We start from the raw sequence: 22,825 nt of genomic DNA, 5'->3' as shown, positions 1-22,825 counted from the left end.
TTGATTTTCATTAAAGGGTTCAATTTTAAAACGTTTTATATTTTTTGTAGAACCGGATTTTCCTTTTAAATCGTTTACTGCAGGAATTCATGCCCATGGTCTTTTGATCTCTATTTATAATTTACTACACAAATCTAATGGAATCCTTCTCCCCTAAACCGTTAAATATTACTTCCTTAGATTAGAATATGTGCAATATTACAAGATCTCAGTATATCGCGATTAAAAAATTTAGTGGGAGGTTGAAATTATGGATATTAAATTTATAGTGAGGGATTCTCTGAAGTATCCCCTCTCAGACTGGAAGAAAATTTTGATACTGGGAATTATCCTATTTATCAGTAGCTATGTAATAACAGATAACATAATAACCATTAGAAACATTGCTGAAATGGGTCTTTTAGGCATAATTGGATTGATGTTTGGTTTATTGGCATATGGTTACGCGTTTAGAATCATAAAAACTTCCTTACTCGGCATAGTGGAACTTCCAGCTTTTGATGATTGGGTAAACATGTTCCTAGTTGGTCTTAAAGTGCTGGTAGTTGGTATTGTCTATTTAATCCCTGTTATTCTGTTTATAATATTTTCTGCAGTTTCATCCCCATCAACTTACATTAACCTATGGAAGTACAGGGTTAACAGTTGTTGGTATATTTTTAGAGGTTTTAGAGTCCGTAATTATTCAGGGAATCGGAAATCTTGCCCCGATTTTATTTAATATATCCATGACCACGATTTGGGGTTCTATCACAATTGTGTACATGATCCTAATTATTCCAACAATTGCAATAGCAATAGCAAATATGGCAAATAATAACAGTAAAATCAGTGCAGCCTTCAAATTTCATGAAATAATCAATAAAATCTCAAATATAGGATGGGAAAACCTTATAATTTGGTACATAATAACTGGAATCCTCTATTTAATCCTACTGGCACTAAGTAATATATTCCCTATAGGACAAGGATTGATGCTTTTAATTGTAATTCCCTGTTTTTACATGTATCTTGCTAGATCAGTGGCATTACTCTACACTTCAAATAAATTATAGAACCTTAAAATGAGTATAAGAACTATTTATAAAAATTAGAAAACAAAAATGGAAAAAATCAATTAATATCCCTGAAATCCACCCTTAAAACACCCTTAACCTTCTCTCCACCGGAAATTGTCACTATTTCAATGTTTTCATTCTCTGCAGCCCATTCAACGAGTTCCTTTGCATATTTAAGTTTCAATTCTTTTACTTCATCGGCTGCACCCTCATCTGATGCTATGTCTGGCCTTGAGTACTTGGTAACGATCTTTCCAAAGTCCATACCTGCAAGTACAATGAGTTCTGCACCCCTTTCAACTGCAAAGAACAAACAACGATCCCCATCTGTGAAGCCGCCAAAATCATGAACATGTTCAAGTGGAACACTCTGGGTTGTTCCCAGAACATTCTTAAGGACGGGAACATACTTCTCTATGTTTTCCAGGTTGTTTCCATGGGCATGAACAAGCAGTACAGATCCTTTGCTGTTTGCATGGAGTATGTCCCCTATTTTACCGTCCAGATCCGTTACTATTATATCTGGAATTATATCTTCCTCTCTTAGTGCCGTTGTTGCACCGTCTGCAGATATAAGGGTGAAATCTGTTAGATCCTGATTTTTAAGTTCTTTTAGATTCCTTTTGAGGGATGGGCCTGCTCCAAAGATTATTACCTTCCGTTTGACTGGAATTTCATTGGGTTTCAGGCATTTCTGTTTGTCCAGGATTTTGTTCAGTGTTTCTGCGGATCTTTCATCCATGTTTTTATCGAAGCCGAATGCCTCCAATATACATTTATACCATTGAAACCATATATCAAGATTCATATATTACAAGTTGTTAAAACAAATATAAATAAAGTTCTTAGAAAGTGGAGGTTTTTTAGATGTATGAGACGTTGCTGATGATACCGGGACCTACCAGGGTTGCCCCGAGAGTCTTGAAAGCCATGTCAGAGAACATAGTGAACCATAGGAGCGCTTTGTTCGGCGAAATCCTGAAGGATACCAACGAGATGATGTCAGAGGTTTTCCAGACTGAAAATGATTCATATTTGATAACAGGTTCTGGAACAGCCGCAATGGAAGCCGCAGTTGGAAATATCGTTGAAAAAGGGGACAAGGTCCTTAACATAGTGGGTGGAAAATTCGGAGAGAGATTCATGCAGATAACCGAAGCCCATGGAGGAAGTCCTACTGAACTTAGCGTTGAATGGGGACATGCTGTTAATCCTGAAGATGTTAAATACATCCTCGATGAGGAAGAAGACATTAAAGCCGTGACAATTGTTCACAATGAAACTTCAACTGGGGTAGCAAACCCAATAGATGAAGTTGGTAAGATAGTTAAAGATTATGATGCTCTGTACGTTGTTGACACTGTTTCATCCCTTGGAGGGGACGATGTATTTGTAGATGGTTATGGTATTGATATTTGTGTTACAGGCTCCCAGAAATGTCTTGCAGCCCCACCAGGAATGGCAGCAATAACTTTAAGTGACGACGCCTGGAATGTTGTTGATAAAACAGAGACAAGCACCTACTACCTCAACATGAAGAAGTACAGAAAAAGCGGAGACAAAGTACCTCCAGAAACACCTTACACACCATCAGTATCATTGATGTATGCTATGCGTGAAGCTTTAAATATTATCATGGAAGAAGGTCTTGAAGAAAGAGTTATAAGGCATAAAATGGCTGCAAAAGCCACAAGAGCTGGTGTAAAAGCCCTTGGACTGGAATTGTTTGCACAGGACGATGCAGCATCCAACACAGTTACAGCAATAAAAATGCCTGAAGGCGTTACAGACAAAGACATGAGGGGTACAATGCGTAACAAGTACCATATAGAACTTGCAGGCGGTCAGGACCACCTCAAAGGCAATGTCTTCAGAATTGGCCACATGGGTAACATAACCCACAGGGAAATATTAACAACAATATCTGCCCTTGAAATGACCTTAAAAGAACTCGGATTCAATATTGCATTAGGAGAGGGAGTAGCAGCAGTTGCAGATACTTATCTGGGCTGTAAATCCTTTTAAATCCTAACTTCTTTTTTATTTTTTATTATTCATTTAATGAAGAAATAATTAAATTTAAATCCTTTTTAAAGCTCTTTTTAAAATTATTTATTAAAACAATTGCAAAAAATAGTTAAAAATATTTAATATGATTTTTAATGTTAATTTTCCGGTTTTAGCTACATCTTAACGCTTTTCAATATTGCAGGAATGGTTTTAAGAAGTATTGGCCCGTCCATAATTGTCTGCTGAACTATATAACGTGGTCTGAGGTAGAACTGTCTGAAGGCTTTTTTCTGGAGTTTTTTAAGCTCTTCCCGTGAGCAGTCAACTGTTTCAAGCACAGGGCTCAGGAGGTTGTACTTGGACCAGTCATCTGTCTTCAGGAGGTCGCGTCCTGCAACCTTCATGTAGAAATCTGTACCCGGGTAGGGGGTTGCAAGTGAAAATATTGCATAAGAAGGATTCAAATTCCTGACAAATTTTATGGTTCTCTCTATACTTTTACGGGTGTCTCCAGGCATTCCAAGAGCCACAGAAGCTACGGTTCGAATATCATGTTTTCTTGTGAGTTCAAATGCTCTTTTTATCTTATCAACAGTTGTTCTCTTGTTCATCTGATCCAGTGACTGCTGATCTGAAGATTCCACACCTAAAAACAGGGTTATGCATCCTGATTTCTTCATTTTAAGGAGCAGTTCCTCATTTAAGGTATCAACACGTGCTGTGGCTCCCCAGTAGTTGTCCATGCCCCTTTCTATTTTACCGTCACATATCTCATGAACACGCTTCTTGTTGATGGTGAAGGTGTCATCCATGAAGGCCAGCATCTCAGCTGAATGATCGTTAACCAAATGCTCCATCTCATCCAGAACATTACCTGCTGAGCGCATGCGAAGTTTGTGACCGTGCATTGCTGATGATGCACAGAATGAACATGTGTATGGGCATCCTCTGCCAGATATGAGTGTTCCAATTGGTAGTTTCATGTTGAGCACTTTGTAGTGATCCATTGGAAGTAAATGCCTTGCAGGGAATGGAAGTGTGTCCAGATCCTCAATTATGTCCCTTGGTGGTGCTGTGAAGTTTTCACATGCTATACCCTGGACTTCCTTGAGATCCCGTCCAGCTTCAATTGCCTCAGCAAGTTCAAGCATGGTGTATTCACCTTCACCCCTCACAACCACATCAACACAGTCGAGTTTCAAAAGCTGGCTGTAAGTGAAGGTTGGATGGTACCCTCCAAGTACAACAACTGCATCTGGGCAGATCTCCTTGGAAATTTCAGCTGTTTTAAGTGCACTGGATATGGTTGGTGTTACGGAGGTTATGGCCACTATGTCTGGTGAATGCTTTGAAATCTCATTTTTAAGGGTTTCATGATCCATTTCTAGTGCTGGAGCATCTATTATTGATACATCAAATCCTTTTTTCTCGATTACAACTGCTATGTAGGCTATGCCCAGTGGTGGGGCTACAAGCCCTATGAATTTGTACTTCGATGAGTTGTAGGGAGGATTTATGAGTAGTACCTTCATTTTATCACCTTTGGAAGTGGTATTCCCTCTTCAGTGTCCACGATCACTTCGATCAGGTAGGGCATTTCCTTAAAACCTCTTTTAACGGCATTAAACGCCTCTCCTGGAGAATCCACACGTTCAGAATCCATCCTGTAGGCCCTGGCGATCTCTAAAAAATCTGGATTTTCAAGTTCAACCTCATACAGCCCATCGTAGTGGAGTTTCTGCCACTGTTTTATTATTCCAAGGGAACTGTTGTTTACTATACATATCACTACCTTTAGATTGTGCTGGGAAATTGTTGCAAGTTCCTGGAGGGTCATCTGGAATCCTCCATCCCCCACAACCACAACCACATTTTTATCTGGATTTGCAAATGCGGCACCAACTGCTGCTGGAACTCCGTAGCCCATTGGACCAAAACCTCCTGAAAATAGGAGCGTTCCAGGTTCTTTGACCTTTTTAAGAAGTGTTACCCAGGTTGTGTGGGTTCCTGCATCATTAACCATAATTGCATCCTCTGATGCATTTATGATCTCTTTAATAGCCCTTTGAGGTTTTAATGGAACATCATCCTGATCCGTTTGGATATCATATTCATTGGAATGTTCCATTATCCTTGAAATCCATTCACCTGTATCCTGAATTTCAAAGTCATGCACTGCCTTCAGAAATTCTGAAACATTTCCATGAATCTTTAAATCACCCCTCAACACATCATCATCTGTATTAACATGAATTATCTTCGTTTTTCCAATTCCATGGAGTGTGCGTTCTGATAGTCTGCATCCCAAAGCTAGGAGGACATCACAGTTTTTTCCTGCAAAGTTGGATGCTTCAGTTCCACGTGTACCCAGCATTCCCAGGCAGAGGAGATGGTCTTCAGGTAAAGCTCCCCGTCCAGGGTAGGTTGTTGCAACTGGAATTTTGTTTTTCTCTGCAAAATTTCTAAGGTCTGAAACAGCATCTGCCCATATTACACCTGCACCTGCAAGTATGAGGGGTCTTTGGGAGTTTTCAATGCTTTTTATTGCTTTGGATATGTATTTATCCATGGTTTTTTCATTTTGGAGTTTTATGCTGAGTTTTATGTCTTCATTTACAAGTTCTTCAAAGGATGATACGTTAACTGACTCTTCCAGAACATCTTTTGGTAAATTTAAATGAATAGGCCCTGTTAAACCATTTTCAAACATTTTAATTGCCGTTTTAAGTCCCTTTACAGCTTCCTCAGGATTTTTTGCATCGAAGGTTTTGAGTGTTAAAGGTTCAAGTACCCTGCAGGTGTCTATGTCCTGAAAAACATTTTTACCCCTTAGTTTTCGTGGAACATCCCCAGTTATAACCAGCATGGGCACGGAATCTTTGTAAGCCGTTGCAACACCCATTGTAAGATTTAAAGCTCCAGGACCTGCAGTTGCAAGGCACACCCCCATACTTCCAGATGATCTTGCATATCCATCTGCTGCATGTGCCGCACCCTGCTCATGACGCATGAGTACGTGCCTTACTTTGGATGTGCGCAGAGCATCATAGAATGGAAGTATCTGCTCTCCAGGGTGTCCAAAAATAAATTTCACCCCATTTTTTTCTAGTAACTCCACAAGGGCATCTGCACATCTCATCGCTTTATTTTTCATCACCATTTATATTGTAAGTTCGTTTTATTAAATCCATCCCATATAAATAGGGACAAATTTGTGGATTAAATTATTATGTTCCAAAATAGATAACAGTACTTAGAATTATGTTCCAATGGATGATAAAATTCCTGAACTCAACATGGATTCACATGAAGTATTCTATTAATGACTGAAACATTTTCTTGATGGATACTTGGGTGGTGCTTAAGATGCCAGGGAAATTAGATACTCTTTTAGATGAAAAAAGGATATTCAAGCCTTCAAAGGAAATTTCAGATGAAAGTAACATTCATGAGTGGATGTTGAAACATGGTTTATCCAGTTACAATGAACTGCTTGAAGCTGCAGCCCAGGACCCAGACTGGTTCTGGGACGAACTTGCAGGAGAACTTGAATGGTTCTCACCCTATGAAAAGACAGTTAAATGGGATCCTCCCAATGCAGAATGGTTTTTAGAGGGTAAATTCAACGTGATCCACAACGCCCTTGACAGACATGCCAAAGGCCCAGTTAAAGATAAAACTGCCTACATCTGGGAGGGAGAATCTGGTGAGATCCGTACTTTAACCTATCATGAACTTTACAGGGAGGTTAACCTGTTTGCAAATACCCTGAAAAAATTTGGAGTCAGTAAGGGGGATGTTGTGAGTATCTATCTTCCCATGATCCCAGAGCTTCCCATAGCCATGCTTGCATGTGCCAAGATTGGGGCACTTCACTCAGTGGTTTTTTCAGGGTTCTGGGCAAAGGCATTTAAAGATAGAATAAACGATGCAGGATCACATGTTGCGATCACTGCAGATGGTTTTAAAAGAAGGGGAAAGGTCATAAGATTAAAGGAAGCAGTTGACACCATACTCCCCAAAACACCCACCATAGAAAAAGTCGTTGTTGTGGAACATGAAGGTCTTGATGTACCAATGCAGGAAGGAAGGGATGTCTGGTGGCATGAAGCCATCACTGAAATGGATGATGAATGCAAAACTGAAGTCATGGATGCTGAAGATCCTCTCTTCATTCTTTACACCTCTGGAACCACAGGAAAACCCAAGGGAGTTCTTCATGTTCATGGAGGATACTCCGTTGGAATTTATGCAACCTTGAAGTTCGTTTTTGACCTGAAGGATAGTGATGTTTGGTGGTGTGCTGCTGATATTGGATGGATCACAGGCCACAGTTACATAGTTTATGCCCCACTCCTCATGGGAGTGACTTCCCTGCTTTACGAGGGAACACCTGACTATCCTGATCCAGGAAGGTTCTGGAGGATGGTACAGAACCATGGTGTGACAGTTCTCTACACCGCCCCAACAACTGTGAGGATGTTCATGAAATTTGGGGAAAAATGGCCTGCCAGATATGATCTAAGTTCCCTGAGACTTCTTGGAAGTGTTGGAGAACCCATAAACCCTGAAGCATGGATCTGGTACCACAAACATGTAGGTGGGGGAAAATGTCCCATAATGGACACATGGTGGCAGACAGAAACAGGAATGCACCTCATAACACCCCTGCCAATATCTTCACTCAAACCAGGGTCTGCAGTCAAACCATTCCCAACCATAGATGCAGATGTGGTTGATGACAGAGGTACATCACTCAAAAGTGGTGGTGGGCATCTGGTTATAAAGTCTCCATGGCCCTCAATGTTTCGAACACTTTACAAAGACCATGAACGGTACGTTGATGCGTACTGGAGCAAATTCCCAGGAGTTTATTTGAGCGGTGATGTTGCACGCCGTGATGAGGATGGTTACTTCTGGATCCAGGGACGGGAGGATGATGTACTGAACGTTGCAGGACACAGGATAAGCACAGCTGAAGTTGAATCATCCATTGTAAGCCATCATGCAGTTGCAGAGGCTGCTGTTGTAGGCAGACCAAGCTCTCTGAAGGGTGAAGAGATATGTGCATTCGTAGTTCTTAAGGAAACCCGTGAGAACCTGAAAAACTTTCAGGAAGTCTTAAAAGATCATGTTAAAATAGAAATTGGACCAGTTGCAAGTCCTTCAATTGTTAAAATCGTTTCTGACCTCCCAAAAACACGTTCAGGTAAGATAATGAGGCGGGTGATAAAGGCTATTGTGAAGGGGGAAGATGTTGGAGATGTGAGTACACTTGCCAACCCAGAAGCTGTTTCAGAACTTCAAAAGGCCTTTGAATGAACCAAAAGAAATCAGGGAGTTAGATTAAGGATATTAAGTTGATAACAGATGTAACCCGGAACAATGCACAAAAAATACTGATTTTAGAAAAAAATATAAAAAAAGTTAAATAATTCAAAGTGGATGAAGGATGATGTTTCAGTCTTCTTTTTCCTGGTAACTTCCGTTGTACTCACCGGATCCTGTGACATCAAAAACCACGCCCTGAGCTATTCTCTCGCCCTGTTTTAGGGTGTAGTCAAATTCTCCGTAGTTGTATAACATGAACTGGAGGGTTCCATAGAACCCAGGATCACCAACTGCAGTGTGAACAGACACGAATGAACGCAGAAGGGTGGATCTTGGCAGGTAAAGCATTGAACATCCCTTTGGAATTTTTATTTTACGATCGATTGTTGCAAGATATGCTGTTTTAGCTTTTAATGTGTAAATTGGGGGTTCGAGCTTTTCAAGCTCAGGCAGATCCTTCTGGTTGTCAATGAGTGAAGCAGGCCCTGTCTGCCTGAAAACCTCATCAAGCCTCAGATCGATCCCTGAGGGCTGTACAAGTTCTTTGAAATCTGGAAACAATTTTATAAGTTCTTTTTCACCTAACATTTCATTTACCTCTCTATAATTATTATTAACTCCATCAAATTGATATTTTTTTGATATTGATCTTTTGATTCCTGCAGTTTTTTAAACACATTATTATTAATTCTGAAGTTGAAGTAGTATATGTAAATTTGAAAATTTAAATTGAAAGTGGTTCAAATTGAACAACAAATGAACTGGGATTTAAATAAAAATTTTAAACTGAAATTTTCAATGGAGGCTAGAAAAAATGGATGATGTTAAGGAACACTTCGAAGAAGAATCTGAAGAATTTGATAGTACCATACTCAAACTCATACCATTCTACAACGATATGATAGGTTTCATGATATCAGCACTTCCCTTCAAAAGTTCCAAACCAATTAAGGTTCTTGATCTTGGCTGTGGCACAGGTAATATTTCAAGGGCAGTTAAGGAAAGATTTCCAAATGCTGGGATAAGCTGTGTTGATCTTGCAGAGGGCATGATTAAAATGGCACAGCACAAACTCTCAAATTATGGTGATATTCAGTATTACACCGGAGATTTCCGTGAAATCGAATTTGGAGCTGAATATGACGTTGTGGTTTCCTCCCTGGCCCTGCACCACCTGTCATCTGAAGGTGAAAAACAGGAGATCTATCGCAAGATCCATGACTGCCTGAAGGATGAAGGAGTTTTCTACAATGCAGACACTGTTCTGGGTGCAAATGAATATCTTGAGGACTTAAACAACAGTAAATGGACGGAACACATGCTGGAAAGCCTCAGTGAAGATGAGGTTGTGGATAAATGGCTGCCAAAACATGAAGCTGAGGATTTTCCTGCAACCATTGCGGAACATATGCGCTGGATTCAGGAATCTGGATTTGAACACGTGGATGTTGTCTGGAAGTGGTATGGATTTGCTGTGTTTGGTGGGGTGAAGTAGGACTTTGTAACTTCACATACCTCATGTGTACTCCCTATCGTAGTCCTCAGAGTACTCCTGTTTCATTAAAAGCTTCAATGCTTCAGCCATGTTACCAACTATTAACTTGAAATTTCTATCCTTTTCAAGCATTGCATTCATCAGTGATTTTTCCACATCTCTACGGGCCGTTATATCATTCAAGATTAAAATGGAACCCATATATTCATTGTTATCCTTAAAAAGGGTTTTAGTAGAAACCAGAGCCCATAGATACGAACCATCCTTCCTTGTGAATTTCACCTCAAATGGATTTCCCTTATCCAGTTTAAAATGATTTCTAAAGGTTCTGAGGGTTTTATCATCAATTAATTCAAATATATTCCGATTGAACACTTCTTGAGCCTTGAAACCTAACATTTCAGCCATTTTTTTATTGATATATTTTATATGGCCCCTTGATCCAATGAGTAAAACTCCAGATTTGGCTTTTTCAACCATTATTCTGTACCTTTCCTCACTTTCAGTTAATTTCTTCTCTAGGTACTTCCTTTCTGTAACATCCCTTATCACTGCAAGAATACCTATTTTTTCATTGTTCTCATTTTTTATGGTGCTTAGGGTTGTTTCAGCATGAATCTTCTTACCATCCCATCGGACATGAGCATTCTCACCATGCCAGTAACCATTTTTTTCCAATTTTTGGTAGGCAGATCGTTCAGATTCACTGGTGGACCATTTATATATATCTTCACGAGGTTTTCCCATTACTTCCCCAGATTTTAGGCCGTATATAAGTTCTGCACCTTTATTCCAGTAAGTTATACACTTTTCATTGTCAACCATGACCACTGCATCGTTCACCTGGCTGAGCATCAATGCTTTGTATGCCATGTTTTCTTCTGCTTCTTTAATAGGAGTTATATCTCTTGATATTCCAAATAAACCCTTTATATTACCCTTTGAATCTCTGTAGGGCCCCTTAGTTGAAAGATAAGTTTTTGGAGTTCCAATGGAATGAACAGTTTCTTCAAAGGTTCGGGTTTCCCCACCTTCCATGAGCTCCTTGTCACATTTAATAATTGCCTCTGCCTCCGTATCAGGAAAAAGTTGTCTGTCACCTAATCCTATTACTTCTTCTGGTTTTTTGCCAAATACAGCTGATCCTGCCTTGTTGATCATGATGTAATGGCCATTGAGATCCTTGAGGTAAATTGAATCTGTGGTGTTTTCAAAAATAGTTTTTACAATGTTGTAATTTTTCTTAATATCCGCCCTAAAATCATCAAGACCTAGGGGATTGTTAATAACCAAGTAACCTCTAATGGTTTCCATACATTTGATTGGAATTATTCTGGAATTTATAATTATAACATTTCCATCCCTGGTTTTATGGGTGATCTTAAAATCAAATCTCCCATTTTTAAGCATTTTATTCATAAACTTCTTCTTCTTTTCTGCATCGAATTGATTGCAGAACAAGATATCCATATTCTTACCTTCAACCTCTTCAGCTGCCCATCCATACAGTTTCTCCGCTGCAAGGTTCCAGTAGGTTATAAAGAAGTTCTTATCAATGTAAATAACTGCACTGTCCATAAAATCCAGTAATCCTGAACGGTAAATGGACCTAAAATTATTTTCATCACAAAAAAAATTTAATCCATACCTTTCAACATACCCTTGAGACATGATCCTGTCTTCCAAGTATTGCACCCCCAATTCCATGTTAAACACCATCTTTAATAACACTTTCCATGGGTAAATTAATATGTAGAAGGGATTGGGCCCTGATTTAAGGGGAGAGATGTTCAATTAGAATATTTTATAGTTATAGAGTTCATAAAAATGTGTGAATTAAAAAAATGAACGTGATAATTCGATTAAAATTAAAAGTTAAATGATTTAAGAGTTATTATAAAAATGATTTGGTGAAGGTTAATTGAAGGTGAATTTAAGGGTGTTACTCACCGAAGATCTGTTCAACCATCCATTCAGGTTTGAACTCCATTATATCACCATAACTCTGGCCTAAACCTAAAAATAGTATTGGTTTATGGATAACATATCCTATGGAAAGTGCTGCACCACCTTTAGCATCTGCATCTGCTTTGGTGAGAATTATTCCATTAACTCCAACTGCTTCATCAAATTTTCGTGCCTGTTCCACTGCATCATTTCCTGTCAGTGCATCACCCACGAATATGATCATATCAGGTTTTATAACCCGTTTTATCTTCTTCATCTCATCCATGAGATTGGTGTTGGTCTGCATACGCCCTGCTGTATCTACAAGAACCATTTCTTTTCCCTTTGCACGTGCATGTGCAACTGCATCAAAGGCAACTGCAGCGGGATCTGCACCCTTCTGGTGTTTTATGATTTTAACACCAATTTTATCGGCATGGTGAGTTATCTGCTCAATGGCACCTGCTCTGAAAGTGTCGGCAGCTGCTATAACTGGAGTGTAACCCTTTTCAATGAAGTGTGTTGCAATTTTGGCTATGGTTGTGGTTTTACCGGTTCCATTGATTCCCACAAACATTAGTTTAAGTGGTTCACCAGTTTCACGACTCTTACCAAGAAGTTCGTTTATATCCTGACTTTCAACATCTAAAATCTCAGAAATAGCAGTTTTAAGAGCTTCTTTTGTGAAATCTGCCACATCATTTCTTCTCCGGATCTTGCGACCCACCAGATTTTCTTTAACGGAGTTCACAATTGTTTCTGCAACTTCAAGAGCCACATCCCCTTCAAGAAGGGCCATTTCAAGTTCGAATAGTATATCATCTATATCCTTTTCTGAAATGGTTTTGTGGCTTACGAATGAGAGTATGCCTGACTTATCTTCCGTTTCTTCAGTTACTTTATCATGAGTTTCAGAGGATGTTGAATCAAACTTTGAAGTATCAGTTTCAGATGAAACTTGAGATTCAGTAGATTCACTAACTGTTTCATCTTTTTCTTCAGAAGAACTTTTACCCCTTAAAAATCCCATTAAACCTGATTTTTTGGGGGTTTTTTCCTCAGATTCTGCAGACTTTTCTTCTGTAGAAGTTTTTTCTTCATTTAATAAAGAACTTTCTTCAGAAGGAACCTCAGAACCAGTTACAGAAGACTCTGTAGTTCTTGAAGCTTCACTTTTAGCTTCAACCTTCTCTTCTATTCCATCTTCAGGAATCTCTTCTTCTGCAAATTTATCTGAGATCTTTCCTACTGTACCTGAAAGCTTCTTTTTAAGTGATTCAAACAAGTGGTGTTCACACCCCTACTTGGCCTTCAACTTTCTGGAGCAGGGCTTCAGCCTCTGGACTCTTCTTCATTATGTACTCTGTGATCTTCTGAAGGTCTGAATTCATCTTCTGCATGACTCCTTCAAGTTCCTTCTTCTGGTCTTCAAGGGTTTCTTCTGCGTCAGCTATCTTCTTTTTAACAGCAACGCCAGCTCCAAGACTTACAACAACTTCATCAGTATTTTTAAGTTCAGTCATGACAAAGGAACCTGCACCTATCGGTACCATTGTTTCAGTGTCATCTTTACCATTTATAGCTTTTAATGTATCTTTTGCTATTGTGATATCTGTTATTGTAGCTTTTAAGCCTTCAATTTGTTGTTGTAAGAGCTCTGCCTGACTCTGATACATGTTGAGCTCATCTACTAACGCTTGAAGCCTTTGTTTATCTTCCATGTGGATCACTCACGGGATAAATCTTTTATCAAAGGGTCTATAGCTTCTTCTTCTGTGATTTCAGCTATTTTATCTATGAATATTTTTTTCCTGTTTATCCTGTGTTTGCTTCCAAATTCTGAGTATATCTTTTCGCGTATGTCATCTTCACTTATGGCTTTTAACTCCCTTGTGAAAGGTTTTAAGTTGTTGCCCATCATGAATTTTCCCTGAATTCTAAATATTTTTGTCTTCATAAGTATCCCTCAAGAAAACCGAATGCTTCTTCTATTCTTGCAAGTTCTGGACCTGTTGTGTTGAGACCAACAATAACACCATTGGAATTTGCAGCTGTACATGCTCCAACAAGTCGTGTTCCACTGTTTACGGTTCCAACATCTGCAGGAACGTTTAATACCTTTTCAATTACTTCCATTTCTTCTTGAGTTGTGGAAGGATGTACTAAAGCTCCTTTGTTTGTTGCAGCTGCAACAGATCCTGTGATCTTAAAGTTTGCTATAGTTCCCCTTTGAACTTCAACATCAAGGACATCTGCAATTAACTTAACTGATTTATCAGATAGTAATGGATTTACAAGTGCTCCGAAATCGTTTGCAAGGACTATGTTACCAACTGCTGTGAGTCTGTCAGGTATCCTTTCAACTTCAACTCCAGATGCTTTTATTGCTTCTATTTCACTGTCGAATGCATACTTCGAAACTATGAATCCATTTGAGTTACCGCAGGTTAATGCCCCTGGAAGGTTGCTCCCACTCACTGGAGTTTTAATAACTGGAACATCTAAACACTCCATTATGAGGTCCACCATTCCATCTTGAATGTTCTGGGGAGCTATTACAACTTTATCTGTTACGGATAATGCAACTCCGAGGTTTGGGCTTCCGCCCATGTTGATTCTTCTTATCATAAGCCCACACCTATTCAGCTAGGGTGACTGACACAGAACCGTCCTCTTCTTTTGTTGCTTTGACCTTTATCCGTGGAGGTATTTTCTGGATCCCCCTTTCCCAAATTTTTTCGTTGACAGAGGAATCTAATTTTATGTCATCAGATTTCATGTGTTTTTCTAAGAATGTTTTAATGTATCTTATTGCACGTGGGGACCTTATGGTCCTTGGTACTTTTTTCACATCCCTTAATGGGATAACGTAGACTCTTTCCATTGGTTAATCCTCCTATGCTTTAACCTTACTTCTTCTCCATTGTCTCATTTTTGGATGAGTCCTTACTTTTCTTGATGTTTTAAGCATGACCCATAGAGGCACTCTTCTGTTCTGTTTGCCTGCTTTTGCGAGTCTTAATTTTTTAGCTAATGGTTTGTTTCTACTCATTTTCTCTCCATCCTATTACTCTTGATTGCACATGTTCAGGGAATATGTTAAATGCGGCTTCTTCTCCTTCACGTTCTCCTATCATGTGCCTTATTTCAATCTCATAATCAGAATTATTCTCCATGCTTGTTAACTCTTTTTTAACTGTGAAAAGTCTTTCTGAAAGGTCTTCTATCGTTTTATGACCGAAACCTGCCAGAGTCATGTACTGAACATGATTTCTGTCTTCAAAGCTCTGTATCTGGTTGATGTTGAGTTTTGGAACCCGATCATCACGTCTAGTTCCATCTGCAATGAGATGGTAGTTTGAAGAAGCTAATTCAAGTGCGTGAAGGTGTATCTGGTTTATGCCGTTGTTGGGAAAACCATCCTTAATTATGGTATCAACAGCAGATTCCAGTACATTTCTATCAGCTTCAAGAACCCTGTGTTTGAATCCTATATTTGAAGCTGATTCTGCTGCAGCTTTCCATGATTGGAAGGTTCCAAAGTTAACTGTTACAAGTTCAACTTCGTATCCCAGTTTTTGAAGTATCACAGCCATGAGGGAACTGTCTTTTCCCCCGCTGTAGAGTACGCATGCATTCATTTTCTCGTAATCTTCATCTCTCTCTTTTGACCAGCGAGTTTTGTAAGGAGTATCTTCAACTCGTCATCACTTATCTTGGACTTTATGCGCCCTACTTGTGCAAGCTGGATGAGCTGAAGTTCTATCTGGTCCACGAACTCTGGTTTTGTGAGGCGTATATTTGCAAGTCTGCTTCTGGCTTCTGGAGTCAGGATCTGCATCATTGCCTGTTTTTTCTGAGCTTCTAACTCCTGCCTCATACGTTCCTGAGATTCAGCTTGAGCAGCCTGCTGTGAAGCTTGCTGTGAGGCCTGCTGCTGGAGCTGTTGCATCCTCTTACGTCGCAGTTCCTCGATATCACTCATTTAAAATCCCCAGTTAATATTTTGAAAGTTCTGGAATGTCTTTTATTATTTTGTTGGATGCTTTGTCAAGGAAAGATTTACCTGCAGGAGTTACTATTCTTCCTTCATCACCTGCTTTTGCAACAAAACCTGCATCTTCAAGCTGGTGTAAGGCTCCCCTTATTATGGCGCCGCTTCCTTTTTTGAATTTTTCAGGGCTGGTTCCTTCGTCTTTTTTACCACCGTAGTATGTTCTGAGGCTGTTTATTCCAACAGGACCATCCATGTAGACTTTTCTAAGGATGGATGCGCATCTAACATACCACCAATCTGGACTTTCTGGTCTCCTTTCTTTGTGGACACCGGTTTTAACAAAACTTGTCCATTCTGGTGGGTTTACTTTTTTGTTTTCGCTTAACTCGTTTGCAACTTCGCTGATGAGCGAGTCGGCTGGTACATCGTAAATTGTGGTCATATTTATCCTCCTAATTACCTATTTTTTTTTGAATAATACAGCAACGTTACCTCTAAAATCAATAAGTGTAGACTTTGATCTTCTAGTGATCTCTGTAATAAAGTTTTGTTTCTCTGTGGATATACCTTTTGCAAATCTAATCTTTATAACTTCATGAGCTTTGAGCTGTCTTTTTATTTCATCTATAACGCTTTCATTTAGTCCAGATTTTCCAATGCTTATGGTGATTGTTGAAAGTGATCTATTCATCAGTTCCTTCTTTGGAGGTATGTTCAATTTTCATTCTCCTTCTATCTTTTTGTTCATTTATATAGGGTATTATTGTTGTATTCCCACATTCAAGGCATCTGATGTTAACACATGAATTTGAAAGTCTTACTCTGCAGTTTTCACCGGGTTTAAGAAAGCTTTGACATTCTTTGCAGAACCTCCGTTTCCAGAGTGCTGGTATCTTTATGTTGTACTTTTTTGCAATGTTTCTGGCCATCTGCACGTATCGGTTGGATCTTTCAGGGTGCTGGGCGAATTCTTCATCTGCCCTTTCAAATAGGATGTTTATTCTTTCTTCTGCTATTTTAAGCATCCATTTTGGTCTTCTTCCCCGTCTCAAAGTTTAGCCTCAACCTACAAGATATCAGATAATATAGAAATACAGATCTTAAGTTATTGGGGTTGAATTTTGAATGTGTATCTAAAAGGATTTCATCCATAATTCATGTAATTTACTTAAGAATAATATTATAGTCTATTGATTTTTCCATTTAAAAACCTTTGTGTCAAATCCTGTTTTTAGATGAAAAACTAGATGATCCAAAATGATCATGTGAAGTATCTGAATCATAACTAAATTGGATATGTCATAAGATTTGCAGGGATTGAATTGAGTTCAATCAAGGGTGATATCCTGAATAAAATCCACAGTCCCTGCAGGAAAATGTTTTTTATCATTCATAACTTCAATTATGATTTCTGCAGTTTCTTCTGGTGAGATGTTTGTTGTATCTATTTCATTCACCCTTTCACCATGGATTTGGTAAGCTTCACAGGTACATACTGCCAGAGCTTCTGCATCTGCATTTTCTTTTATCTTGGAATCTTTCCAGTTTCGGGTTTTAAGGCGTTCCCTCAGAATCTGGGGTTTTGCACGAAGCACCACCACAAAATCTGCATCTTGGAAGTAATGTGACAGGTGCCCCTCAACGATCCAAACCCTAGAATCCAGAGGATCCTGGGAATCTTCAAGTAACTGGCCAAGTTCGTTGCACAGATCATCAATGTCAACTACTTTGTAACCCTTCTCATCATCCACTCCATTGTAGAGATGTTTTTCATATATAAGATCGTTTACAGGTATAAGTATGCTTTGAAAACTTTTTGAAAGAAGTTTTTCATGTAAAATCTTTGATACTGTGCTTTTACCTGTACCTGGCGTCCCTGTAATGAGTATTATCATTTTAAATTCCAGTTTTAGTTTTATTAGGTTATGATTGTTTTCTTATAATTGTTTATAGTTAAAAACTTCATCTTAGGATTTATATTAGAATTTAAATTCATTATCCCATTTACTTGAAAAACATTGGATGTTAATTGAATCTTAAAGCTGTTGATATGAAATGTGGGGGATAAGATCTATCCCAGTTTCTCTGCAAGCATCTGAGCAACCTTCTCACCAGAGAGAAGCATTCCACCAAATATTGGACCCATACGTGGAGAACCGTGTACAGCGTTTGCTGCCATTCCTGTAACGTACATTCCAGGGTAAACTTCGCCAACGTTGTCCATTATCCTGCTTTCTGCAACATCCGCCCACATGGATTTTTCACCCATGATCTTACCTGTTTCTGTCTGGAGTTCAGCCCCCATCTTCTTTTCAATGATCTTAACGATCTCACAGGGGTGTCCTGTTGCATCAACAACTGCCTTTGCCCTTACAGTTAACGGGTCAACGTGGAGTCCTCCCATTTCAACTGCGCTCCAGTTGAGCACAACACCTTCAACTCCTTCTTCACGGATCATGACATCCTCTATGGACATGAGGTTGAAGACCTTGAGTCCTGCCTGGCAGGCCTTTGAGCATATGGTTGAAACACACTCAATAGAATCTGCAACATGGTAGTTATCCTGGTATTCCTCTGTTTTTATTCCAAATTCATCGAGGATGTGTTTGCTTTCGCCCTGGACAACGATCTTGTTGAACATCATACCGCCACCCCACATTCCTCCACCCATACTGAGCTTTCTCTCGAATAGGGCCACTTTGTAACCTGCTTTTGCAAGGTAGTATCCTGCTGTAAGTCCAGATGGACCTCCACCACCTATTGCAACATCCATATCAGTGTAATCCAGGAAATCATTCATAAATCCTTCAATTATCGCCTTTGACACTGTTATATCGTCCAGTTTCATTTTTTCACCAGTTCAAATATAGTATTTCATCCTATAAAAATTCTTTTCCAGAGTCTGGAAACTTCAAGTTTTCAATGCTGTTTCACTAAAATATGAAAAAAATTATGAATTAAATGATAAAATTGGCTCATTTTTTAAGGATTATCCTTAAAATGTCTTCATCATCTAAAACATGGTCAAGGCCCACCTTTTGGCCTGGAAACTTGACTGAATTTCCCCATATCTTGGCGTGTCTGAAGTTGCGCACAAACTCCCTGTGGAGTCTGCCTGCAACATCACCAACAGTTGAGCCCTTCCTTATTATAAGAGGATCTTTCATGTCTGTCTTTCTTCCCTGGGGCTTTAAATAAACCCTTATGAGTTTCAGCGCATCAAATATGTCATCTTTAAGCTCTTCTGTGTTCAAACCCTGATCTGCAGCTATGAAAAGGGCATCTGGAAGTTTGGATTTTATTTCTGCAATGTAATCTGGGTCTGCAAGGTCTATCTTGTTTATAATGAGGAGCATGGGTATGTAGCAGCAACTTGAATCCATTGAATCAACGAACTGGTCCATTGTAACGTCACCGCGTATAAGAACATCTGCACTGTGTATTCCATACTCAGTCAGTATGGATCTTATGGTTCTCTCATCGATCTTAGTGAGTTCAACTGTTGAAGCAACTTTTAGTCCACCCATCTTCTTTGGTTTAACTGTAACATCCGGGACAGATTCGTTGGGCCTTATTCCAATGTTCCTAAGCTCGTCGATTATAACGTTCATATGCTGGGGGTTGAATACATCAAGAACCATGAGTATGAGGTCTGCATTTCTTGCAGCAGAAAGTATTTCTCTTCCCCTTCCTTTTCCCTTGGAAGCGCCGGTTATTATTCCAGGTATATCCAGGATCTGTATTTTAGCTCCCCTGTACTCCATTATTCCCGGAACTATGTCCAGGGTTGTGAACTCGTATGCTCCTGTTTTTGACTCTGCATTGGTGAGCTGGTTCAGTATTGTGGATTTTCCAACTGATGGGAATCCTAAAAGCACCACTGTGGAGTCCCCGCTTTTTTTTATATTGAAACCCCTTCCTTTACTTCCGGAACTGCTCCTTGCAAGAGAATCTTCCTTTAATTTGGATAATTTGGCCTTAAGTTTCCCTACGTGGTGGGAAGTGGCCTTGTTGTAGGGGGTTTTCTTGATCTCCTCTTCGATTTCTCTGATTCTGTCTTCAATAGCCATAAAACTCACATAAAATTAGTTTAAAATTTGTATGCTCAATAAATTGATCAACAAAAATATAATTTGATGATTTTTTAATGATTAAAAATTTACATTCAATTCACTTTCATGATCAGCAATAGAAGTAGTTACTTCTTCTACACTTAAAAAAGTTTTTAATTGCATATATTTTTTGATAAGTTTTTTAGTGATACTTTCCTGATAATCCCGGATTAATCTTAAAAAAGTCAAATCCCAAAAAAATAAAAAAAATGGGTGGAAATTAGGTTACACTCCAAACAATAACTCCTGCCTGTGCATACTTTTGTGTGAAATGGGTTAAACCGTATCCATTCAGGAAGAACATCCTCGTGAACATTGAATCTTCAAGTTCCCTGTTCATTGCAACAGTCACGTAGGTGTTGTTCTGTGCAAACACGTATACTGAGAAATTACTATCATTGGAGACTGTCTGATTCTGGGTTACATTCCCATTGTTTATCACAAGAAGCTTATGCGGTTTTTCAACAAGGCTGCCGTTGCCAGTCTGTAGTTCCGTGGCTATGCTGCTGAGCACCTGTGATGAACCTGTCTGATTAACCTCATTTTGAACCTCATTCACATTCAAAAGCCCTACAGACATGTTACTTCCACTCACAAGACCCACAACTGCATTGGAACCCAGGATCAGGGTGTTGTTTCCAACTTTAGTTGCATTTGCCTGGGCAACTGAGTAACCTGATGAGGTTCCATTCTGTGAGGTGAAGTTCCAGCTTCCAAAGTAGGACCACCACAAAGCCTTTCCAACCATGTCCGAACTGGTTATAAATACTTGTGGAACCGCCTTATCTGGATGGGTGTACTTAAGAACATTCTGAGCCTGCTGGGCTGTTAAACCATATTTCGTTGTGAGTATGGTTTGAGCCTGGGTTTTGTCAACACCAAGGATGTTGTTCAGTATTTCTACACTTTTACCAGTGTCTTTGGTGTAATTTTCAAGTGTTAATGGGCCCTGATCACCACTGGTTGCAAGCATCTTGAGAATTCCTGCAGATAACGTCTCATTACTCGTTAACATTGCTTTTCCAACCCAGTAAGCCCTTAAACTGTTCTGCGATCCACCGTCGAATGTCACAGGCCTGTCTGCAACTGCAGTGAACAGGTGTCCGTAGTCCCACCAGGATGTTACGATGGTGTTGTTTGCAGTGTTCTGGTTTATCCATGCAAGGGATGAAACCATTGAATCATCTGTACCAGGTACTACAGACGTTGAAACTGCATAAGCACTTGCTATCGGCGAGTAAATTGCCAGAACCATTAAAATTGCAATTGCAACATACTGGTATCCACTGGTTTTAATATGGTCCTTCAGGTACCCAAAGAGTAATCCCACAAATATACCTGCACTGAGAGCTATCGGTAATGTGAATGGCTCTATGAACCTTACACCTTTAGTCATGGCATAAGCCAGTATTAAAAGCCATATAGAGAACAATATTCCGTAGAAAAGATAATTTCTCCTTTCTTTTTCCATTGCAGCCTTGATCTTGTTCTTATCTTCAGCTTCAACTGGTTTTTCTTCTTTTCTCCGTTTGGATTTATTCTTCTTTCTACGGGAGTTTTTATCCCGCTTTTTAGGTTCTTCTTTTTTTGTTTTCGGCTTCAGCTGCCAGAACATTAGTAAAACCCCTAATATTCCAAACACGAAAGGAAGTACTCCACCAACACCAGCTACAACACTGCTTATCCCAGGCACCTGGAGCTCAGATACTGAAACGAAAACATTTGGATAGGCTGTGTTCTGCACTGCTGACTGTAATTGGCTGGCACCTAATGGTTCCAGGAGTGCAGAGGTTAATCCTGATGATCCAAGGGCCATCAACATCACAGCAAGCCCTACAACCAGGAACACCACAAGGGAGAATATTTCATGCTGATCCTTGAACCATTCAATTTTACTTGGATATTCACTCACTGGTTTGATGGTCTTCATGTTGAGAAGGTACTGGGATACCAGTAGGTAGACAACAACTGCTCCTATGATGATGTAAAATATGTACCACCATCCCTCCCATGCCATTGAGAAAACTAGCATGGATGCTGCTGATAAGACCGCGAATATGGTTCTGTTTTTCATGGTATTGGCACGCAAACTTTCAATGAAGAACCACACCACCAGAAGTGGGAGTAATATATTGAACATGTCCGTGTCAAAGAACCCTGCAAATGTGTGTGCGAAGTAGGATGGTGCCAGTCCCGCGAGTACAGCTGCAACGATTCCACCATAATCATTTGTAATTCTTCTTACGAGCAGGTAAGACGGTATGACACATAGGGATGCTATGAATGCTCCCATCCAGAAGCATACCTCAGCCAGGGGAACATCAGCAAAGGCATTGGCTATCTTGTAGGTGAAGGCAGTTACGTAAACTATGAGTGGTGGGTAATCTGCAGACCTTCCAGAAGGATAATAGGAATGCAAGTCCCAATTTGTACCGTTTACCTTCGTATCACCAAGGTGCCCGTTTGTAAGGAAGTCCTGAGTCATACGATAGTTGTAGTAGGAATCCATCTCACTGAAATATGGAAGTCCATTTGCATCCTCGTAGTAGGCTTTCATTGAACTTGGAACGCCTGGAATATTAGCTGCCTCTGCTCTGAGAGAAAAGACCAGCAAAAACAGCAGAATAATGATTATTAAAGGCTTATATTTGGAAAAAACTTTTCTTGCATTCATTATATCCTCCAGTATTGTTTTTATTCTATTGATAATTCCATGACCCGTTCAGGACCCAATACATCATGGATGTTTTATGATGACTGTGCTGTGAAAGATGCAGTTGTAAGTAGTCCCATCATGGCACAATCCAGTTTAATTTCTTTCTAAACAGATATTATATAAAAAAAATCTTATAAAAACATATGCTTCAATAGGCAA

At 39.4% G+C, this 22,825-nt stretch carries 25 protein-coding genes; 5 read left to right on the top strand and 20 right to left on the bottom strand.

Features of this window, described 5'->3' with window-relative positions:
* Positions 1–250: 250 nt before the first annotated feature.
* Both J2756_RS11525 and J2756_RS11520 read left to right on the top strand, forming a co-directional pair.
* Positions 251–721, top strand: coding sequence for a DUF4013 domain-containing protein (locus tag J2756_RS11525; RefSeq protein ID WP_245316006.1), 471 nt, complete (start codon positions 251–253; stop codon positions 719–721).
* A gap of 7 nt (positions 722–728) precedes the next feature.
* Positions 729–1,055 (top strand): DUF4013 domain-containing protein, encoded by a 327-nt coding sequence (locus J2756_RS11520; protein ID WP_394357546.1) that lies wholly within the window; start codon positions 729–731, stop codon positions 1,053–1,055.
* A 58-nt stretch (positions 1,056–1,113) separates the two neighbouring features.
* Here the strand turns inward: J2756_RS11520 and J2756_RS08620 are convergent, their stop codons facing one another.
* Positions 1,114–1,866, bottom strand: coding sequence for a 6-hydroxymethylpterin diphosphokinase MptE-like protein (locus J2756_RS08620; protein WP_209584669.1), 753 nt, complete (start codon positions 1,864–1,866; stop codon positions 1,114–1,116).
* Between the two features lie 59 nt (positions 1,867–1,925).
* On the opposite strand from J2756_RS08620, the gene J2756_RS08615 reads away from it, so the two are divergent.
* Positions 1,926–3,083 (top strand): pyridoxal-phosphate-dependent aminotransferase family protein, encoded by a 1,158-nt coding sequence (locus tag J2756_RS08615; protein ID WP_209584667.1) that lies wholly within the window; start codon positions 1,926–1,928, stop codon positions 3,081–3,083.
* A gap of 158 nt (positions 3,084–3,241) precedes the next feature.
* Here the strand turns inward: J2756_RS08615 and J2756_RS08610 are convergent, their stop codons facing one another.
* Both J2756_RS08610 and J2756_RS08605 read right to left on the bottom strand, forming a co-directional pair.
* Complete coding sequence (locus J2756_RS08610; protein WP_209584665.1) at positions 3,242–4,600, bottom strand: B12-binding domain-containing radical SAM protein; 1,359 nt, start codon at positions 4,598–4,600, stop codon at positions 3,242–3,244.
* On the bottom strand, positions 4,597–6,207 hold the full coding sequence (locus tag J2756_RS08605) for a thiamine pyrophosphate-binding protein (RefSeq protein WP_245316004.1): 1,611 nt from the start codon (positions 6,205–6,207) through the stop codon (positions 4,597–4,599). Before J2756_RS08605 ends, J2756_RS08610 begins: the two co-directional genes overlap by 4 nt.
* A 227-nt stretch (positions 6,208–6,434) precedes the next feature.
* Between J2756_RS08605 and acs the strand changes: the two genes are divergently transcribed.
* Positions 6,435–8,390: an acetate--CoA ligase gene (gene acs / locus J2756_RS08600; RefSeq protein ID WP_209584661.1), complete on the top strand. Its 1,956-nt coding sequence runs from the start codon at positions 6,435–6,437 to the stop codon at positions 8,388–8,390.
* A 138-nt stretch (positions 8,391–8,528) separates the two neighbouring features.
* Here acs and J2756_RS08595 read toward each other — a convergent pair whose 3' ends face one another.
* Positions 8,529–8,987 (bottom strand): dCTP deaminase, encoded by a 459-nt coding sequence (locus J2756_RS08595; RefSeq protein ID WP_209584659.1) that lies wholly within the window; start codon positions 8,985–8,987, stop codon positions 8,529–8,531.
* A gap of 226 nt (positions 8,988–9,213) precedes the next feature.
* Between J2756_RS08595 and J2756_RS08590 the strand changes: the two genes are divergently transcribed.
* Positions 9,214–9,894 carry a class I SAM-dependent methyltransferase gene (locus J2756_RS08590; protein WP_209584657.1) on the top strand — a complete coding sequence of 227 codons (681 nt, stop codon included), beginning with the start codon at positions 9,214–9,216 and terminating at the stop codon, positions 9,892–9,894.
* Between the two features lie 21 nt (positions 9,895–9,915).
* On the opposite strand, the gene J2756_RS08585 is transcribed toward J2756_RS08590, so the two are convergent.
* The 16 genes from J2756_RS08585 to J2756_RS08510 form a co-directional block, all read right to left on the bottom strand.
* Positions 9,916–11,580: a PAS domain S-box protein gene (locus J2756_RS08585; protein ID WP_209584655.1), complete on the bottom strand. Its 1,665-nt coding sequence runs from the start codon at positions 11,578–11,580 to the stop codon at positions 9,916–9,918.
* Positions 11,581–11,836: 256 nt separating this feature from the next.
* Positions 11,837–13,126: a signal recognition particle-docking protein FtsY gene (gene ftsY / locus J2756_RS08580; RefSeq protein ID WP_209584653.1), complete on the bottom strand. Its 1,290-nt coding sequence runs from the start codon at positions 13,124–13,126 to the stop codon at positions 11,837–11,839.
* A 7-nt stretch (positions 13,127–13,133) separates the two neighbouring features.
* The gene (gene pfdA, locus J2756_RS08575; RefSeq protein ID WP_209584651.1) at positions 13,134–13,562 is read right to left on the bottom strand and encodes a prefoldin subunit alpha; all 429 of its coding nucleotides are present in this window, start codon (positions 13,560–13,562) and stop codon (positions 13,134–13,136) included.
* 5 nt (positions 13,563–13,567) lie between these two features.
* On the bottom strand, positions 13,568–13,798 hold the full coding sequence (gene rpl18a / locus J2756_RS08570; RefSeq protein WP_209584650.1) for a 50S ribosomal protein L18Ae: 231 nt from the start codon (positions 13,796–13,798) through the stop codon (positions 13,568–13,570).
* Complete coding sequence (locus tag J2756_RS08565) at positions 13,795–14,469, bottom strand: translation initiation factor IF-6 (RefSeq protein ID WP_209584647.1); 675 nt, start codon at positions 14,467–14,469, stop codon at positions 13,795–13,797. The genes rpl18a and J2756_RS08565 overlap by 4 nt, the downstream gene beginning before the upstream one ends.
* Positions 14,470–14,479: 10 nt before the next feature.
* On the bottom strand, positions 14,480–14,725 hold the full coding sequence (locus J2756_RS08560) for a 50S ribosomal protein L31e (RefSeq protein ID WP_209584646.1): 246 nt from the start codon (positions 14,723–14,725) through the stop codon (positions 14,480–14,482).
* Between the two features lie 12 nt (positions 14,726–14,737).
* Positions 14,738–14,893 (bottom strand): 50S ribosomal protein L39e, encoded by a 156-nt coding sequence (locus J2756_RS08555; protein ID WP_209584644.1) that lies wholly within the window; start codon positions 14,891–14,893, stop codon positions 14,738–14,740.
* Positions 14,886–15,482 (bottom strand): DUF7411 family protein, encoded by a 597-nt coding sequence (locus J2756_RS08550; RefSeq protein WP_209584642.1) that lies wholly within the window; start codon positions 15,480–15,482, stop codon positions 14,886–14,888. Before J2756_RS08550 ends, J2756_RS08555 begins: the two co-directional genes overlap by 8 nt.
* Positions 15,479–15,826, bottom strand: coding sequence for a DNA-binding protein (locus tag J2756_RS08545; protein WP_209584640.1), 348 nt, complete (start codon positions 15,824–15,826; stop codon positions 15,479–15,481). Before J2756_RS08545 ends, J2756_RS08550 begins: the two co-directional genes overlap by 4 nt.
* A gap of 13 nt (positions 15,827–15,839) precedes the next feature.
* Entirely contained in the window at positions 15,840–16,280 is a 441-nt protein-coding gene (locus tag J2756_RS08540) for a 30S ribosomal protein S19e (protein ID WP_209584639.1), read from the bottom strand.
* Between the two features lie 18 nt (positions 16,281–16,298).
* Positions 16,299–16,529: a YhbY family RNA-binding protein gene (locus J2756_RS08535; protein ID WP_209584996.1), complete on the bottom strand. Its 231-nt coding sequence runs from the start codon at positions 16,527–16,529 to the stop codon at positions 16,299–16,301.
* Positions 16,522–16,890: a ribonuclease P protein component 4 gene (locus tag J2756_RS08530; RefSeq protein ID WP_209584637.1), complete on the bottom strand. Its 369-nt coding sequence runs from the start codon at positions 16,888–16,890 to the stop codon at positions 16,522–16,524. The genes J2756_RS08535 and J2756_RS08530 overlap by 8 nt, the downstream gene beginning before the upstream one ends.
* A gap of 276 nt (positions 16,891–17,166) precedes the next feature.
* Positions 17,167–17,757, bottom strand: a complete 591-nt coding sequence (locus tag J2756_RS08525) for an adenylate kinase family protein (RefSeq protein ID WP_342593128.1) — start codon at positions 17,755–17,757, stop codon at positions 17,167–17,169.
* Between the two features lie 152 nt (positions 17,758–17,909).
* Positions 17,910–18,686: a sulfide-dependent adenosine diphosphate thiazole synthase gene (locus J2756_RS08520; RefSeq protein WP_209584633.1), complete on the bottom strand. Its 777-nt coding sequence runs from the start codon at positions 18,684–18,686 to the stop codon at positions 17,910–17,912.
* Positions 18,687–18,813: 127 nt separating this feature from the next.
* The gene (locus tag J2756_RS08515) at positions 18,814–19,908 is read right to left on the bottom strand and encodes an OBG GTPase family GTP-binding protein (RefSeq protein ID WP_209584631.1); all 1,095 of its coding nucleotides are present in this window, start codon (positions 19,906–19,908) and stop codon (positions 18,814–18,816) included.
* Between the two features lie 262 nt (positions 19,909–20,170).
* Positions 20,171–22,624, bottom strand: coding sequence for an STT3 domain-containing protein (locus tag J2756_RS08510; RefSeq protein WP_209584629.1), 2,454 nt, complete (start codon positions 22,622–22,624; stop codon positions 20,171–20,173).
* Positions 22,625–22,825: the final 201 nt, after the last annotated feature.

Source organism: Methanobacterium aggregans (assembly GCF_017874455.1).
Classification (GTDB): domain Archaea; phylum Methanobacteriota; class Methanobacteria; order Methanobacteriales; family Methanobacteriaceae; genus Methanobacterium_C; species Methanobacterium_C aggregans.
The sequence above is the reverse complement of the archived record's forward strand: the minus strand, read 5'-3'. Positions and strand labels throughout refer to the sequence as shown.

What these genes read in the sequence shown, in the direction of transcription:
- J2756_RS08550 (WP_209584642.1), bottom strand. Translation starts at nt 15,482, where the DNA reads ATGAATGCATGCGTACTCTACAGCGGGGGAAAAGACAGTTCCCTCATG.
- J2756_RS08535 (WP_209584996.1), bottom strand. Translation starts at nt 16,529, where the DNA reads ATGAATAGATCACTTTCAACAATCACCATAAGCATTGGAAAATCTGGA.
- J2756_RS11525 (WP_245316006.1), top strand. Translation starts at nt 251, where the DNA reads ATGGATATTAAATTTATAGTGAGGGATTCTCTGAAGTATCCCCTCTCA.
- J2756_RS08565 (WP_209584647.1), bottom strand. Translation starts at nt 14,469, where the DNA reads ATGATAAGAAGAATCAACATGGGCGGAAGCCCAAACCTCGGAGTTGCA.
- J2756_RS11520 (WP_394357546.1), top strand. Translation starts at nt 729, where the DNA reads ATGACCACGATTTGGGGTTCTATCACAATTGTGTACATGATCCTAATT.
- J2756_RS08520 (WP_209584633.1), bottom strand. Translation starts at nt 18,686, where the DNA reads ATGAAACTGGACGATATAACAGTGTCAAAGGCGATAATTGAAGGATTT.
- J2756_RS08560 (WP_209584646.1), bottom strand. Translation starts at nt 14,725, where the DNA reads ATGGAAAGAGTCTACGTTATCCCATTAAGGGATGTGAAAAAAGTACCA.
- J2756_RS08620 (WP_209584669.1), bottom strand. Translation starts at nt 1,866, where the DNA reads ATGAATCTTGATATATGGTTTCAATGGTATAAATGTATATTGGAGGCA.
- rpl18a (WP_209584650.1), bottom strand. Translation starts at nt 13,798, where the DNA reads ATGAAGACAAAAATATTTAGAATTCAGGGAAAATTCATGATGGGCAAC.
- J2756_RS08540 (WP_209584639.1), bottom strand. Translation starts at nt 16,280, where the DNA reads ATGACCACAATTTACGATGTACCAGCCGACTCGCTCATCAGCGAAGTT.
- J2756_RS08510 (WP_209584629.1), bottom strand. Translation starts at nt 22,624, where the DNA reads ATGAATGCAAGAAAAGTTTTTTCCAAATATAAGCCTTTAATAATCATT.
- J2756_RS08605 (WP_245316004.1), bottom strand. Translation starts at nt 6,207, where the DNA reads ATGAGATGTGCAGATGCCCTTGTGGAGTTACTAGAAAAAAATGGGGTG.
- J2756_RS08590 (WP_209584657.1), top strand. Translation starts at nt 9,214, where the DNA reads ATGGATGATGTTAAGGAACACTTCGAAGAAGAATCTGAAGAATTTGAT.
- J2756_RS08555 (WP_209584644.1), bottom strand. Translation starts at nt 14,893, where the DNA reads ATGAGTAGAAACAAACCATTAGCTAAAAAATTAAGACTCGCAAAAGCA.
- J2756_RS08610 (WP_209584665.1), bottom strand. Translation starts at nt 4,600, where the DNA reads ATGAAGGTACTACTCATAAATCCTCCCTACAACTCATCGAAGTACAAA.
- J2756_RS08545 (WP_209584640.1), bottom strand. Translation starts at nt 15,826, where the DNA reads ATGAGTGATATCGAGGAACTGCGACGTAAGAGGATGCAACAGCTCCAG.
- acs (WP_209584661.1), top strand. Translation starts at nt 6,435, where the DNA reads ATGCCAGGGAAATTAGATACTCTTTTAGATGAAAAAAGGATATTCAAG.
- J2756_RS08595 (WP_209584659.1), bottom strand. Translation starts at nt 8,987, where the DNA reads ATGTTAGGTGAAAAAGAACTTATAAAATTGTTTCCAGATTTCAAAGAA.
- J2756_RS08615 (WP_209584667.1), top strand. Translation starts at nt 1,926, where the DNA reads ATGTATGAGACGTTGCTGATGATACCGGGACCTACCAGGGTTGCCCCG.
- pfdA (WP_209584651.1), bottom strand. Translation starts at nt 13,562, where the DNA reads ATGGAAGATAAACAAAGGCTTCAAGCGTTAGTAGATGAGCTCAACATG.
- J2756_RS08515 (WP_209584631.1), bottom strand. Translation starts at nt 19,908, where the DNA reads ATGGCTATTGAAGACAGAATCAGAGAAATCGAAGAGGAGATCAAGAAA.